Origin of the sequence: Lewinella sp. 4G2 (assembly GCF_001625015.1) — a bacterium.
GTDB lineage: Bacteria > Bacteroidota > Bacteroidia > Chitinophagales > Saprospiraceae > Neolewinella.
Map to the genome: position 1 here is coordinate 397,250 of NZ_LVWJ02000014.1, position 14,826 is coordinate 412,075.

Annotated in this window: 10 protein-coding genes; 4 read left to right on the forward strand and 6 right to left on the reverse strand. The window is 55.7% G+C overall.

What is annotated here, in order from left to right:
• Positions 1 to 206 precede the first annotated feature (206 nt).
• Positions 207 to 1,277 carry an App1 family protein gene (locus tag A3850_RS03210; RefSeq protein ID WP_068214141.1) on the reverse strand — a complete coding sequence of 357 codons (1,071 nt, stop codon included), beginning with the start codon at positions 1,275 to 1,277 and terminating at the stop codon, positions 207 to 209.
• A gap of 140 nt (positions 1,278 to 1,417) precedes the next feature.
• Here A3850_RS03210 and mscL point away from each other — a divergent pair, with 140 nt between their 5' ends.
• The gene (gene mscL, locus A3850_RS03215; protein WP_068214144.1) at positions 1,418 to 1,858 is read left to right on the forward strand and encodes a large-conductance mechanosensitive channel protein MscL; all 441 of its coding nucleotides are present in this window, start codon (positions 1,418 to 1,420) and stop codon (positions 1,856 to 1,858) included.
• A gap of 145 nt (positions 1,859 to 2,003) precedes the next feature.
• Positions 2,004 to 3,560, forward strand: a complete 1,557-nt coding sequence (locus A3850_RS03220; RefSeq protein ID WP_068214146.1) for a response regulator — start codon at positions 2,004 to 2,006, stop codon at positions 3,558 to 3,560.
• Between the two features lie 139 nt (positions 3,561 to 3,699).
• Here A3850_RS03220 and A3850_RS03225 read toward each other — a convergent pair whose 3' ends face one another.
• Both A3850_RS03225 and A3850_RS03230 read right to left on the reverse strand, forming a co-directional pair.
• The gene (locus tag A3850_RS03225) at positions 3,700 to 5,247 is read right to left on the reverse strand and encodes an OmpP1/FadL family transporter (protein ID WP_157500854.1); all 1,548 of its coding nucleotides are present in this window, start codon (positions 5,245 to 5,247) and stop codon (positions 3,700 to 3,702) included.
• A 248-nt stretch (positions 5,248 to 5,495) separates the two neighbouring features.
• On the reverse strand, positions 5,496 to 6,533 hold the full coding sequence (locus tag A3850_RS03230; protein ID WP_068214149.1) for a hypothetical protein: 1,038 nt from the start codon (positions 6,531 to 6,533) through the stop codon (positions 5,496 to 5,498).
• Between the two features lie 302 nt (positions 6,534 to 6,835).
• On the opposite strand from A3850_RS03230, the gene proS reads away from it, so the two are divergent.
• Positions 6,836 to 8,305, forward strand: coding sequence for a proline--tRNA ligase (gene proS, locus A3850_RS03235; protein ID WP_068214151.1), 1,470 nt, complete (start codon positions 6,836 to 6,838; stop codon positions 8,303 to 8,305).
• A gap of 138 nt (positions 8,306 to 8,443) precedes the next feature.
• Here the strand turns inward: proS and ileS are convergent, their stop codons facing one another.
• Entirely contained in the window at positions 8,444 to 11,764 is a 3,321-nt protein-coding gene (gene ileS / locus A3850_RS03240) for an isoleucine--tRNA ligase (protein ID WP_068214153.1), read from the reverse strand.
• A gap of 437 nt (positions 11,765 to 12,201) precedes the next feature.
• Positions 12,202 to 12,672, reverse strand: a complete 471-nt coding sequence (locus A3850_RS03245) for an OsmC family protein (RefSeq protein ID WP_068214155.1) — start codon at positions 12,670 to 12,672, stop codon at positions 12,202 to 12,204.
• 99 nt (positions 12,673 to 12,771) lie between these two features.
• Here A3850_RS03245 and rsgA point away from each other — a divergent pair, with 99 nt between their 5' ends.
• The gene (gene rsgA, locus A3850_RS03250) at positions 12,772 to 13,746 is read left to right on the forward strand and encodes a ribosome small subunit-dependent GTPase A (RefSeq protein WP_068214157.1); all 975 of its coding nucleotides are present in this window, start codon (positions 12,772 to 12,774) and stop codon (positions 13,744 to 13,746) included.
• A 26-nt stretch (positions 13,747 to 13,772) separates the two neighbouring features.
• Here rsgA and A3850_RS03255 read toward each other — a convergent pair whose 3' ends face one another.
• Positions 13,773 to 14,648 (reverse strand): hypothetical protein, encoded by an 876-nt coding sequence (locus tag A3850_RS03255; RefSeq protein WP_068214159.1) that lies wholly within the window; start codon positions 14,646 to 14,648, stop codon positions 13,773 to 13,775.
• Positions 14,649 to 14,826 lie beyond the last annotated feature (178 nt).

Here is a 14,826-nt window from a genome sequence, read left to right on the forward strand (position 1 = left end):
TAGCGATTAAGCGTGGGGCTGGCAATGTTTATTCGCCGATTTACAGCGTAAAGCAACGAGCTAGCGTACCCGATCTCACTAAGCAGAACTGATTTTGGGCGCTGACGCAGGTGCGGGGTGATGGGGGAGTAACGAGAAACGAGTAACGAGTAGCGAGTTGCGACTCCTTACTCACTACTTGCAACTTGCAACTCGCTACTCGCAACTCAAACCACCCAGCCACGTTCCCGAGCGTGAGTGAGCGCGTCCGCGTAGTCGCCGACGAGTTGCACTTCGATGTCGGTTGTGTTTTCGATGAGGGCTTCGATGCGTTTGGCCCGCCGTTCACTCTGGACGTCCCGGATGTAAATGCATAGGATGCGGCCGGGGTTGTTGCGGGCGGCCTCGAGGTAGATGTCCGTATCGTGTTCGCCGGAGTCACCTACCAAGATGAAGTTGAGGTGGGGATAGGTATCGAGCACCCGCTTCACCATATCGGCCTTGTGGGTCTTGTAGCTGAAGGTCTTGTCCTCACTGGGCAGACCAAAATCACGCAGCAGGACGGGCCCGCGGGGGAAGTGGTTGATGCTGAGAAAGTCCACCAGCAAATCGTACAAGTTCCAGGGGGAATTGGAGACGTAGAAGAAGGGGTTGAAACCCTTTTCGTCCGGCCCGAGCTTGAGGGCATTGTAGAAATCGGATACGCCGGCAAAGGCAAGGCGATTCCCCGCGTTCTTCAGGATGGTGTGGATCATCGTTTTGATCTTGAACCTGCTGGTCACATCCGTCTTGAGGATCGTATCGTCGATATCGCTGATGATTCCAAACTCCGCTTCGGTGGGCACGACGACGGCCGAATGGGAGACAATGTTGAGGTCCGCCTCGTCGGGAATACTGACGACGGTGATCTCCGCCTCCTGCCACAGCCCGTCGTCAGACCGGACCGTTTTGTCCTCGGGGCAGTGGTGTTCAACGTGGAAGTAGCCTTCGTCATTGGTCGTCCGCTCAAAAGTGTAGTCACCCCAGGTGATCTTGACCTTGGCGCCGGGAATCTCCCGGGAGTTAAAGCGGCGGAAGTTGTTGGAGATGTTGTCCCACAGCTTATCGCGCTCGTCGCGGCGGATACCCCGGTCCCGCAGCACCCGGCCGGTGATGAAGAGGTAATCCTCCCGGCCAAAACCGATGTAGTTGGCGACGGTGACGGGTTTGTCGTTCCCCCAGTTGAGGCGGTCGACGAGGTCGTCCCATTCCCGGTGAGCGAATTTACCGATGGATTTTAGTGCGGATGATATGGCCATATCCACCCAACGCAGAGTGGGCGGTCAAATGTTCTGGGGGCAACGAAAGCGAATCGGTGCGGACCGTCCACATTTTTTTGGCGTAGCCAACTAACATTGGCTAAGGCAAAGGGGTACTATCGGCAATCAATTTTCCAGCTATGAGTGGTTTCTTCCAAGAATTCAAAAAGTTTGCCGTCAAGGGCAACATGATCGACTTGGCGGTTGGCATCATCATCGGTGCCGCGTTTAATAAGATCGTTGACGTACTCGTCAAGCAAATCATCATGCCTCCCCTCGGCTGGCTGACGGCCGGGGTAGACTTGGCGGATCTGAAATGGGTCATCGACCCGCCTAAACTGGACGAAGCCGGTGCCGTCGTTTCCCCGGGAGTAGTGATTGGCTACGGCATGTTCATCGAAGCAATGATGGATTTCTTCATAGTTGCCCTGACGCTGTTCGTCGTGATTCGTTTCATTAACCGGCTTAAGGATAAGGCGGAGGACGATAAGAACCAGACCGTTCCTACCCCAAAGGACATCCAGTTGCTCTCCGAGATCCGCGACGAAATGAAGTTGATGAACGGGAAGTCAGCTGCGTAAGGTTACTCGCGGGTGCAGCCGGGATTTTCTAAAGAGACTTGTGGTGCAAAAGACTAACCGCCTAGCCCGGCTCGTTCCAACCATCCCCGCTAAAAACTTGTCCTGATAACCGGACTACTTGACTACACATAACCCCACCAACTGAATGGACGCCATTAAAATTCTCTGGGCCGACGACGAGATCGACCTGCTCAAACCCCAACTCCTCTTCCTCAAAAAGAAAGGCTACGAAGTCACTACCGTCACCAACGGCCACGACGCCCTGGAAGAACTGGAGGGGGACGTAGAATTTGACGTCGTATTCCTCGATGAGTCCATGCCCGGTCTCACCGGTCTGGAAACCCTAAGCCGGATCCGCAATACGAATACCTCCATCCCCGTGGTGATGATCACCAAGAATGAGGCCGAGGACGTGATGGAAGAAGCCATCGGCAGCCAGATTGCCGGCTACCTGCTCAAGCCCGTCAACCCCATGCAGATCCTGCTGACGCTGAAGCGGATCATCGACGAGAAACGCCTCGTCCGCGAAAAAACCAACACGGAATACCAGCAGGACTTCCGCCAACTCCTCATGGAGATCAACAGCGGCCTCAACAAGGAGGAGTGGGTCGATATGTACAAGAAGATCATCAACTGGGAACTGAAGCTGGACGACAGCCAGAGCGAACAGATGGGCGAGATCCTGGCCGTCCAGAAAAAGGAAGCCAACGCAGAATTCTGCAAGTTCATCGAACGCAACTACCTCGACTGGGTGAAGGGGGAGGACGCCCCCACCATGTCCCACAACCTGATGCGTAAAAAGGTGCTACCCCATCTCAGCAAGGACGTCCCTACCGTAATGGTGCTGCTCGACAACATGCGCTTCGACCAGTGGAAGGTCATCGAGCCCTACCTGAGCGAACTCTTCCGCGTGGAGGAAGAGGACTACTTCTACAGCATCCTCCCCACGGCGACGCAGTACTCCCGCAACGCCATTTTCGCGGGGATGATGCCCTCCGACATCGCTAAACACTACAAACAGTGGTGGAAGAACGACGCGGACGAAGGTGGCAAGAACATGCACGAAGCCGACCTCCTCGGCAAGCAAATGGAGCGCCTGATGAAGCGCAAGGAGATCAAGTGGGATTACACCAAGGTCACCCGTACCAACTTCGCCCGCCAGATGCAGGACCGGGCCTTGGACTTCCTCAACAATGACTTCTCCGTCATCGTATACAACTTCATCGACATGCTCAGCCACGCGCGCACGGAGATGGAAGTCCTTAAGGAGTTGGCCGGCGACGAAAAGGCCTACCGCAGCCTCACCCGCAGCTGGTTCGAGAATTCCCCCCTCTGGGCCACCCTCCGCAAACTGGCCGAGCGCGACGTGCAGTTGATCGTGACGACCGACCACGGCACCATCCGCGTCAACACCCCCAGCCGGGTGGTGGGGGACCGGGATACCAGTACCAATCTCCGTTACAAATTAGGCCGCAACCTCAACTACGAGGAACGGGACGTACTTGAGGTGCGGGATCCCCAAAAAGCCCTCCTCCCCCGCCCCAACCTGAGCTCCTCGTTCATCTTTGCGAAGGAGGATAAATTCTTCCTCTACCCCAACAACTACAACTACTACAACAATTACTACCGCGATACCTTCCAGCACGGCGGCATCTCGCTGGAGGAGGTGATCTGTCCGGTCATTCGTTTGCGGTCGCGCTAGTAACTGACGGGCCAGTATCGGCGCAAAACTGGATACTGAGGTAATGATACTTCTACGAAAAGTGGGTACGCTCCTCCCGGAACGTACCCACTTTGCATTTCTGGAAAAGACGTGATCGCTAACAATTCAAGTCAATTTCCTAGAAACCCCGGTAGCCCACGGTCAGTACTCCGGTGATGCGGGTTCTTTCCGTGTCCACTACGTTGGGATCCACGAAGAAAGTACGGTAGGGTGCGTAAGCGTTGTTCCTCCCCGCGTAGCGAGCGGCTACGTCCACAAAGAAACGACCAGCGTTGTAGCCTAGGCCCGTGGAGTAGGTAATGATTGATTCATCCTGATCGAAGCGTGGCTCCAGCGAGGGCAAGGTTTGGTATCCAACGCCAAAGCGTAGTTGCAGCGGGTTGAGGTTGATCTCCCCACCGGCACGAACGTTGAAGGTGGATCCCAACGTAGCGTCGATATCGGCATTGGCGGCCTCATCCACCAGCGTGAAGTCGAGTTCGCTGAAGGCGTTACCGGCGTAATTCACGTAGTCCGCATCGATAGAAAGGAAGCCGCTAGTACCGATAATGTAGCCCGCGCCGGCCGAGAACCGCCAGGGCGTCCGCAGATTGACGATTACTGGTTGACCGTTGGCTCGCGCGTTACCGCCGAGGGCTTCATCACGGAAAGTGTAGTTGTAAGTCAATTCCGTCTGGTAAGTCTCGTCAATCGTCATGAAGGTGGGCGACTGAATGGACAAGCTGATTCGAGCGGCGGGGGTGGGCAAGTAAATGGCCCCCAGTTTAAAATTGGCGCCGGAGCCCTGTTGCGTCAGCACTTCGTCGAAGGAAGCGTCCTCAAAGCGGGTGACCTCATCGCGGCCATCCACCTCGTCGTAGGTTTTGGTTTCGGTAAAGGAGAAGAAGGGGATGCCAAGGCCAATACCCCACATAAGTTTATCGTCAAGGTTGCCACCCAAGCTCAGCGCGAACTCGTGCATGCTGCCCGACCGGTCCACGGTACCGCTCCGAGTGATTTGTGCCTGTTGGGCGTCATCAAAATCGAAGTCGGAGAAGTAGCCAAATTCATCCTGCAGCAAAGCGCGGCGGTCATTTTGCGGAAGCACGTCGATGTTATCAAATAAGGTGGGGTCGATGACGTTGAGCAGGTTACTCCTGAAATCATCGAAGAAACTGTCGTTAAAATCCTCCGTGAGGGCATCGAGGATGGAGCCACCACTGTCACCGGAATAGCGAATCACTTCGTTGTAGTCTGCTATACGGGCCAGGCTGAAGCCAAAGTTCAACGAATTGTAGTCGCTCTCCTGGCTGCTGTTGGTATAGACAAAAGAGAGGTTCGGTACCGTGATGGTGCCCGTATTCTCAGATATACCACGGTTCGTTCCGTTACCGCGCAGCAGGGAGGTGATGGATCGGTTAGTATAACCCACTGACGCCGAGGCGTAACTACTTCGGTTGTAGCCAATGCCCGCTGGATTGACGTGCATGGTCGAAACGTCCACTCCAATCGGCGTCATACTCCCCCCGGTGCCCATAAAGCGGGCGGAACCTTGCAGATTGACCGTAGAGAGCCGAATGGCATCTTCTACCCGGCTGGGCAGTACCTGAGGCAGCGGTGCTTGGGCCATCAGCTCGGAAACTGACAACAGGAGAAGGGGAAGAACGGAAAGGAATAAACGCGTCATGTGGCTTAACTTTTGCTGGGTGCAACCATGGCACGGCAGCTGATGCTGGTTGCTACCCTAAGTAAAGCCTAATTCCCCATTGGGTTCACTATCGCTACCTCCACCGCGCTACCGTAAGTAATTCTTAACGGCCTGAGGTGATGTGCCCGTCGTTTGCGGGCCAGTTATACGGTTGGAGGGGAACCGTGCAAAACAGGCGGAGGCACCAACAATGTTGATGCCTCCGCAGATGATTTCAAATTTAGTGCTTACCGACCACCACGTGAAGAACCACTGCGGCTTCTGGAAGGAGCGCTTCTACTGGGGCTCACACTGCGGCTGGGAGATACGCTCCGGCTGGGGCTGATACTCCGGCTACGGGAAGGCGCAACTGATCGCGAACGCGTATCCGTTGAACGTGTCCGCACCGGTGCGCGCTGAACGCTCGGCCGCGCGGAAGACCGGGTACGCGTTGGGGTAGTACTGCGCGTTCGTACCGGGTTGCGATTTCCGGAAGTAGATCTGCTCTGGGCGCTGGAATTACTCTTTTCGCCTCCAGAGTAGCCACCGTTGTTACGGCTGACCGTAGTCCGGCGCCGATCGATCCGATCCTGAATGGAGGTAGTTGATCCACGCGGCGTCCTTACGGTAGACTGGCCGGGAATCTGACGGGTATTCCCGGCAACGTTGTAAAAGGTATTGCCAAACGCCGGTGGGCAGTAATAACCACCACCTACTCCAGCAACGCCGAAACCACCGAAACGATTGAACCCTACCCCACCGTAGATCCCGGGGTTGAAAAAGGGATCATTCCAGTAGCCAAAGCGGTTGAATCCGTTCTGAAAGGCAAAGCGATCGTAGGGGGAGGCAAAGCCGAAGCGGTCTACCGCAACAACCCGCGGTCCGTAGGGCGTATACACCCGCTGAAAGGCAACGGAAGGCGTATTGTAGATCAGCGTCGTATTAAACCCGCCCCGGAAGAAGGGGTCGTAGTAGCCAGCGTCCACGTAAAAGGGATCGTAGTAACCAAAGCTCCCCACGGGCCGGCGGAAACGGCGGATGCGACTGGTGTACTCGTAGTCCGAAGCTTGTCGGTTAGCTAATTCTTCCGGGTCCGGCACGTCGTCGTAATCATCCTCATAGGAGTAGCCATCGTCGTCGATAGCATCATCTAATGAGATGGTATTCGCCCTTTTTTCTTTGGAGGGGACGAAGTAGACGTCATCGTATTGCGCCGCGAGGGTAGTCGTACCGGCAACGAAGGCCAGTAGGAACAGGAGGCGGGCGGAAAAGCGAAGCGTGCGCATGTTAATTCAGTTTGGGCTTTGGGAAAGCTGATGCCTACCCAAAGACGGTCTTTAAAATGATTACTTTTGCCCACTCAAATTTAGCCGGGTCGGTAAAAGCTGAGCAACCTTTCACTTTCACGAAAAGTCGCCCCTTAGCCGCACCTTCCGGCTTCGTTTGGCCGTTGATGCGTAGCGTCTGCGGGGTCGCAATCAAGATAAACGATGGTACGGACTAATTCGTCACCCATTGTTCATCCCACTTGCTTAGCACCCGCGGCAGCGCCCCTTTAAAACATTGATTTTCAGACAATAGTTCGAATATGGCAAGTGCCGTTACCCCCAGAAACGAAGATTACTCCCAGTGGTACCTGGACATCGTGAAGAACGCCAACCTGGCGCAAAATTCGGCCGTCCGCGGCTGCATGGTCATCAAACCTTACGGCTTCGGCATCTGGGAACGGATGCAGCGGCAACTGGACGATATGTTCAAGGAAACCGGCCACCAGAACGCCTACTTTCCCATCTTCATCCCGAAGTCCTTCCTGAGTAAAGAGGCCGCCCACGTGGAGGGTTTCGCCAAGGAATGCGCCGTCGTAACCCACTACCGCCTGAAAAATGCGGAGGACGGCAGCGGCGTCATCGTCGACCCCGAAGCCAAGCTGGAGGAGGAACTGATCGTCCGGCCCACCTCCGAAACGATCATCTGGAACACTTACCGCGACTGGATCACCAGTTACCGCGATCTGCCCCTGCTCGTTAACCAGTGGGCCAACGTCGTCCGCTGGGAGATGCGGACCCGCCTCTTCCTGCGCACCGCCGAATTCCTGTGGCAGGAAGGGCACACCGCCCACGCCACGCCCGAAGAAGCCCAGGAGGAAACGTTGAAGATGCAGGAGGTGTACGCCACCTTCGCCGAAGAATTCATGGCCATGCCCGTCATCCGCGGCGTGAAGACCGAGAACGAACGCTTCGCCGGCGCCGACAACACCTACACGATCGAGGCGATGATGCAGGACGGCAAGGCGCTGCAGGCCGGCACCAGCCACAACCTGGGCCAGAACTTCGCCAAGGCCTTCGACGTGAAGTTCGCCAACGAAAACAATAAGGAAGAGTACGTCTGGGCAACCAGCTGGGGCGTTTCCACCCGCCTCATTGGTGGCCTCATCATGACGCACTCAGACGACCAGGGCCTCGTGCTCCCGCCCAAACTGGCGCCCATTCAGGTCGTCATCATCCCCATCCCGAAACCGAACGACGAGCTCGACGCCAAGGCCCACGAGATCATGGCCGAACTGAAGAGCCGCGGCATCCGCGTCAAGTACGACAACGATGCCAAGAAGCGGCCCGGTTTCAAATTTGCTGAAAACGAACTGCAGGGTATCCCCGTCCGCCTCGGCCTCGGCAAGCGCGACCTCGCCAACGGCACCATCGAAGTGGCCCGGCGGGATACCAAGGAAAAATCCAGCCAACCCCTGGAAGGCATCGTGGACCACGTCGCCAGTCTGCTCGATGAGATCCAGCAGAACCTCTTCCAGACCGCGCTCGACTTCCGCGCCGAGCACAGCCACACCGTCGATACGATGGAAGAATTCAAGGCCATCCTCGACCGCGACATCCCCGGCTTCATCTACGCCCACTGGGACGGCACGACCGAAACGGAGAAGAAGATCAAGGAGCTCACCAAGGCTACGATCCGCTGCATCCCCAACGATTCCGTCGCCGAAGCCGGCACCTGCATCCTGACCGGCAAGCCCAGCGAACGCCGGGTCATCTTCGCTAAATCTTACTAGCGGCCGTTCCGGTTGGAACTTCGGCGAATAGCAAAAGGCGCGACTTACACTAGGTAAGTCGCGCCTCGTTATATGCATTTGGCGCTCACGCAGGTGCAAAGCAAAGGGTTAAGCTGCGCGCCACCCGAAGGCTTGGGACTATACCCGACTGACGGCGAGGAAGACCTCTTCCCCATTGGGTAACTCAAGTGCGTCACCGGCCACGTCACCATCGAGGACCAGGCTATCGGCCAATACCTCGTCGGCAATGTAATCCCGGTATGTCGTTGCCGCCTGCTCAATTTTCGGGGAACCCTGGAGGCGAACGCGGATGCGGTCCGTCACCTCAAAACCCTGGTCCTTACGGAGGTTCTGGATGCGGTTGACGAGCTCCCGGGCCAGGCCTTCGGAGGCTAGTTCGTCGGTGATCGTGACGTCGAGGGCGACGGTGAGTTCGCCGTCGGTGGCCACCTTCCAGCCGGGGATGTCCTCGGTGGTGATGGAGACGTCCTCCGGCGTGAGGGTAACGGTTTCATCCCCGACGGCCAGGTCGTAAGACCCGGTAGATTCCAGCGTGGAGATCTGGTCGACCGTCATTTGGTTGACGGCGCCGGCGACCTGCTTCATCATCTTACCCACCTTCTTACCAAGGACGCGGAAGTTGGGTTTGATGCTTTTCTTCAGGAAGTCGCCATCCGTCAGCAGTTCGACCTCCTTGATGTTGGTCTCATTCTTGACGATCTCGGCGATGGCCTCGATGCGGCGTTGGACATCGGGGTCGGTGGCCGGCACGAGGATCTTTTGCAGGGGCTGGCGTACGCGCAGGTTATCGGCCTTCCGGAGCGAAAGGGTGAGGGAACTGAGGCGTTGGGCGTAGTCCATCCGTACTTCGAGATCCCGGTCAATGAGTTGCTCATCGGCCTGGGGGAGGATACTCAGGTGGACGGAGTCACCCTTTTTACCATCTTCCCCGGCACCTGCGTGAGCGCCCGTCAAATCGCGGTACAGCTGTTCGGCGTAGAAGGGGGCGACGGGTGACATTAGCTGGGCCACCCGCACGAGGCAGGTGTGCAGCGTCTGGTAGGCCGCGCGCTTATCGGTGGACATTTCCCCCTTCCAGAACCGGCGCCGGCACTGGCGGACGTACCAATTGGAAAGCTCGGCGTTCACGAAACGGTCGATGGCCCGGCAGGCCGGCGTGGCGTCGTAGGCGGCGAAGCGTTCGGTGACCTCCTTAGTGAGGCTGTTCAGTTTGCTAATGATCCAGTGGTCCAGCTCGGCCAGGTCCTTCTTGGCGACGGGCTTGTCCGTAGTCGGATCGTAACCGTCGACGTTGGCGTAGAGGGCAAAGAAGCCGTAGGTGTTGTAGAGCGTGCCGAAGAACGTGCGCCGCACTTCCTGGATGCCCTCTTCGTCGAACTTGAGGTTATCCCAGGGGTTGGCGTTGCTGATCATGTACCAGCGGGTAGCGTCGGCGCCGTAGGTATCGATGGTGGTGAAGGGGTCGACGGCGTTGCCGCGACTTTTAGACATCTTCACTCCGTTTCTATCAAGGACTAAGCCATTTGACACTACGTTCTTAAACGCAACGGAATCAAAAGTCATGGTAGCAATTGCGTGAAGGGTATAAAACCAGCCTCTTGTCTGGTCAACACCTTCGGCGATAAAATCAGCCGGAAAAACGCGGCCAAAATCCTTCTCATTCTCAAAAGGGTAATGCCATTGTGCGTAAGGCATTGAACCTGAATCAAACCATACGTCGATTAGATCAAGTTCGCGAGTCAGTTCTTTACCGTTCTTCCACAGTTTCACCTCATCGATGTAGGGACGATGAAGGTCTTTCGGCATTTGTTGCTCTAGCCCTAGTTCTTGGTTAGCTAGTTCAATAGCTTCTTCCAATTCAGCCATGGACCCAATGCATACCTCTTCTTCGCCATCTTCGCTGCGCCAGATAGGTAATGGGGTACCCCAGTAGCGAGATCGGCTCAGGTTCCAGTCTAAAAGGTTTTCAAGCCACTTGCCAAAACGCCCCGTCCCGGTGCTTTCTGGCTGCCAATTGATTGTTTTGTTCAACTCAGCCATCCGCTCTTTAACCGAACTGGCTTTTATGAACCAACTATCGAGGGGATAGTACAATACTGGTTTATCGGTTCTCCAACAGTGAGGGTAGCTGTGGTTGTACTTGGCCACATTGAAAGCTTGTCCTACTGTTTTCAGGTGGATGGCAATGTCTACATTGACATCCTTGTAATCAGGATCTTCCTTGTAATTTTTAACATACCTACCCGCGAATTGACCTGCCTCATCAGTAAACTTACCCTGCTTATCAACAAGTGTTAGCGAGCCTATACCATTGACTCTACCTACCGCCATATCGTCCTGGCCAAAGCTGGGGGCGGTGTGAACGATACCAGTGCCGGCATCCGTCGTGACGAAATTGCCCGGGATGATGCGGAAGGCATCACCGTCTTCCACGGCCGGGCCGTCGAGGAGTCGTTCGTACCGGAGCCCAACGAGTTGCTCACCGGTGAAGGGCTCGGAGATGGCTTCGATGGTGGGTTGGTTGTGCCCGCCAAACCATTTGCCGACCAGTTCCTTGGCCAACACCACGTCGTTCGGTTCACCGGTGTACTGGTTCTTCGTCCGGACTTTTACGTATTCGATCTTCGGGCCTACGGTGAGGGCCGTGTTGGAGGGGAGCGTCCAAGGCGTGGTCGTCCAGGCGATGATGTGGAGGTTGGTACTGTCCGCACTTCCTAGCATGGCACCTGCGTCAGCGCCCTCTTCTACCTGGGGCGTAACCGGCAGACTCCACAACCAGCTATGGTCGCTGGATTTAGTAGCCTTGAACATCGCTACCACTGTGGTGTCACTCACGTCCTGATAAGCGCCGGGCATGTTCAGTTCAGCAGTACTCAGGCCAGTGCCTGCGGCAGGTGAGTAAGGCTGGATGGTGTAGCCTTTATACATCAGGCCCTTGTCGTAGATTTTCTTCAACAGCCACCAGACGGACTCCATGTACTCGTTCTCATAGGTCACGTATGGATTTTCCAGGTCGACCCAATAACCCATTTTACGCGTGATGTCATCCCAGACATCTTTGTAGCGCATCACGGTCTCCTTACAAGTTTTATTATACTCGTCGACTGAGATTTTCTTTCCAATGTCTTCTTTGGTAATTCCTAGCTCTTTCTCTACAGCTAGCTCAATCGGCAAACCGTGGGTATCCCAGCCCCCTTTGCGCTCTACCCGTTTGCCCTGTAGGGTCTGGAAGCGGCAGAAGATGTCCTTGATCGTCCGGGCCATAACGTGGTGGATACCGGGCATCCCGTTGGCGGAGGGTGGGCCTTCGTAGAACACGAATGAGTTGTCTTCGGAGCGCTCGGTGATGCTCCGCTGAAAGACGTCGTTGGCCGCCCAGAAATCGAGGATGGCTTTGTCTACTTCGGGGAGGTCGAGGTTTTTATACTCTTGGAACATGGGGGGAGATTGGGAGGAATGGGAAAACGGAGGGCAAAAGTAGGTAAACAAAAAGCCCCGGCGGATGGTCCGTCGGGGCTTTTCGTTTGCAGTGCAGTGCAGCGGTAAAGCTTACGGACGGGCGGGCCGCCGAATAATTATACCGCTAATAATGAGCTGATTCTGCATAGGGCAAAGGTAACAACGGCACCTCAATTGAAGTTGCGGCTAAGCGTAAGCAAGGTGTTTAGGTGCTCAGGCTCACTTTTTTAGCCACAAAGCACAATTTTTTTCAATCGATTGCTTGACAGTCCGCCAATTTATCCTATCTTAGAAGCAAGTTGACGCGGAAGCTAATTCCGCCCACCAACTTTCTATTTAGTTTTCATTTGGTTTTTTGGGGTTATTGGGAGGCAACGTCGTTGCCTCTTTTTTTGTGCCCGCTGCAAAACGTCGGTCTAACCCGCAACAATTTCGCCAGCGTACTCCACGTCCACCTTGATGGAATTGGCGATGAAGCACTTCCTGCCCGCCTCGGCGTGTAACTCCCGCGCCCGCTCGGCTTTATCCGCCTGGGCGATGGTGATCCTGGGATTGAGGACGATGCGCGTAAACTGCCCACTACCGTCCGCGCCCTCTTCCATCGTGCCCGTAGCGCTGTCTACGTATTCGAGCACGGTGATTTTGTTGACGCTGGCCAAATGCAGGTACCAGAGCATATGGCAGGAACTTACCGAAGCGAGGAACATCTCTTCCGGGTTGATGCGGGAGTCGTCGCCCCGAAAATTGGGATCGGAACTCGCATCGATCTCCTCCTTACCCTCAACGCTGACGACGTGGTCGCGCGAATAAGCCCGGTAATCCAGCGTGCCGGAGCCGAGGTTGCCGGTCCAGATGATGTCCACCGCATAATTGTGTTGGCGCGCCATTGCTTCAGATTTTACCTTATTTGACTATTGTTGGGCCCATCTCCGCAACTTTAGTGAGCCACCGCGTTATTGGAGAGAGCGCAAAACGCACCTGAATATATGCAAAAAGGCACCGTAACTAAATCCACCGGAAGTTGGTACAAGGTCAAGCTGGACGAGCCCACGCCCGATGGCCACTACGAGCTACGTTGCCGCGTCGCGGGCCGGTTCCGGCTCCAGGACAAACAACTCACCAACCCCATCGCCGTCGGTGACCGCGTTTCGGTGGAAGTCGAAACCAACAACGACGAAGAAACCGGGGCTATTCGCAAGATTGAGGACCGGTCTAACTACGTCGTCCGCCAAAGCCCCCGCAAGAAACACGAGCTGCACTTGCTGGCCTCCAACATTGACCAGGCCGTGCTCATCGTAACCGTCATTTGGCCGGACGTGAAGCTGGGATTCATCGACCGCTTTTTGCTGATGACGGAACCCTTCGGCATCCCCACCACGATCGTCTTTAATAAGGCGGACCTCTACGACGAGGACACGATGGAAACCTACGAGGTGATCAAGCAGATCTACGAAGACATTGGCTACCAAGTCATGCTCGTTTCCGCCCAGGAAGGGATCGGCATCGAAGCTTTTCAGGAGCTACTGAAGGACAAACGCAGCCTACTCAGTGGCCAGAGCGGCGTAGGGAAATCCACCCTCGTCAACGCCGTCGCGCCGGATCTCGACCTCACCACCGGCGAGCTCTCCGAGTACACGGGGAAGGGGCAACACACCACCACCTTTGCGGAACTCTACGAACTGCCCTTTGGCGGAGAGTTGATCGACCCGCCGGGCATCAAGAACCTATCCTTTAACTACCTCGAACCCATCGAGGTAGCCTATTACTATCGCGAAATCTTTGCCCTCAGCCCGGAGTGTAAATTTGGCGGCACGTGTCTGCACCGCAGCGAGCCGGGTTGCGCCGTGATCGCTTCCGTCGAGGCGGGCGACGACCGGGTCACCGACCTACGGTACAACTCTTACCTCACCCTCCTGGAAGAAACGGAGGCCCAGAATTACTGGGAACGGAAGAAGGTATAAACGGTAAAACCCGCGGTTAATTCCTGTCAGTAAGGTGCACCTAAAGTCCGATCCGAAGCTGGCTTGTGTCCCCGCTCAAACGCGCCTTCCGAGAAGGGGTCTGGCACCACCGGGGCAACGTTTTCCTCGTAAAACAGTAGGGACAACACGGCGACCAGGCCCACCAGTAACAGGATATTGACCAATTGCCGCCGCCGTTTTTTCCGTTCGGCGCGGGTAGCTCCGTACTCCGGTCGCTCTTCGATGACCTTCAGGATTTCCTTTTTCTTTCCGTAGGGATCGAGGTAATTATTGAAGGTGTGGCGCGGGGCCGGCTCCGTTTTGATTTTCAGTTTCCCCCGCTTATTCACTACGATCAGGCCGATCCGGTTTTTGCGGCACTGTCGGTGCAGGGCGGCGTAATCTTCTTCCTTCGTAATGGTGTCTTCACCAATCGCGATCCACTGTTCGTTGGCCGGGTATCGGCTCAATTGCTCGATCGCGCCGACGGATTGCAGCCGCGTCAGTACCAACCACCGCATTACGGAAGTGATGATCACCGATCCCAATAGAAAAAGGGACAGTAGAAGAACGGTATTCACCGCATTGAAATACCACTGGTAGCCGAGCGTTCCGGAGAGCAGGGCGAGGAGAATGAGCGTCACTCCCCTACCCGTCCACCGTAGTCTCTTATGATTATCCTTCAGCTTGAGTTGGTGGATCGTGGTCCGGCTTTTCGCTTCCACCACCACTACGTAGGGACTGTTACGCGCGCGCATGAAGGCGAGCAAAACGTCCGCCCGTTTCAGCTTCGTGTACGCCTCCGTTGCCACGTAAGCGGAGCGGCGGCGGTAGTACTTCTTATTCAATCTTTCGGCGACGGCGTTCTGCACAAACCGCTCCGTCATGGGTTTTGCGGGCATCGGCGCAAAACTAACAAATAGTTTTTAACACTGTGGCCCCGTACTCAATAGCGGGATCCTGGACGCCATTTTAACGCACCTAAAAACGACCGCTATCACAACGATTATGCGCTGCCGCAGGTACCAGGGAATGACCGAGCAAGATGGATAAATTAAAATACATTTTGTTTTCTATTGG

Excerpts from the sequence above, each read along its gene's own strand:
- A3850_RS03225 (WP_157500854.1), bottom strand. The coding sequence starts at position 5,247 with ATGACGCGTTTATTCCTTTCCGTTCTTCCCCTTCTCCTGTTGTCAGTT.
- ileS (WP_068214153.1), bottom strand. The coding sequence starts at position 11,764 with ATGTTCCAAGAGTATAAAAACCTCGACCTCCCCGAAGTAGACAAAGCC.
- A3850_RS03210 (WP_068214141.1), bottom strand. The coding sequence starts at position 1,277 with ATGGCCATATCATCCGCACTAAAATCCATCGGTAAATTCGCTCACCGG.
- rsgA (WP_068214157.1), top strand. The coding sequence starts at position 12,772 with ATGCAAAAAGGCACCGTAACTAAATCCACCGGAAGTTGGTACAAGGTC.
- A3850_RS03230 (WP_068214149.1), bottom strand. The coding sequence starts at position 6,533 with ATGCGCACGCTTCGCTTTTCCGCCCGCCTCCTGTTCCTACTGGCCTTC.
- A3850_RS03255 (WP_068214159.1), bottom strand. The coding sequence starts at position 14,648 with ATGCCCGCAAAACCCATGACGGAGCGGTTTGTGCAGAACGCCGTCGCC.
- A3850_RS03220 (WP_068214146.1), top strand. The coding sequence starts at position 2,004 with ATGGACGCCATTAAAATTCTCTGGGCCGACGACGAGATCGACCTGCTC.
- proS (WP_068214151.1), top strand. The coding sequence starts at position 6,836 with ATGGCAAGTGCCGTTACCCCCAGAAACGAAGATTACTCCCAGTGGTAC.
- A3850_RS03245 (WP_068214155.1), bottom strand. The coding sequence starts at position 12,672 with ATGGCGCGCCAACACAATTATGCGGTGGACATCATCTGGACCGGCAAC.
- mscL (WP_068214144.1), top strand. The coding sequence starts at position 1,418 with ATGAGTGGTTTCTTCCAAGAATTCAAAAAGTTTGCCGTCAAGGGCAAC.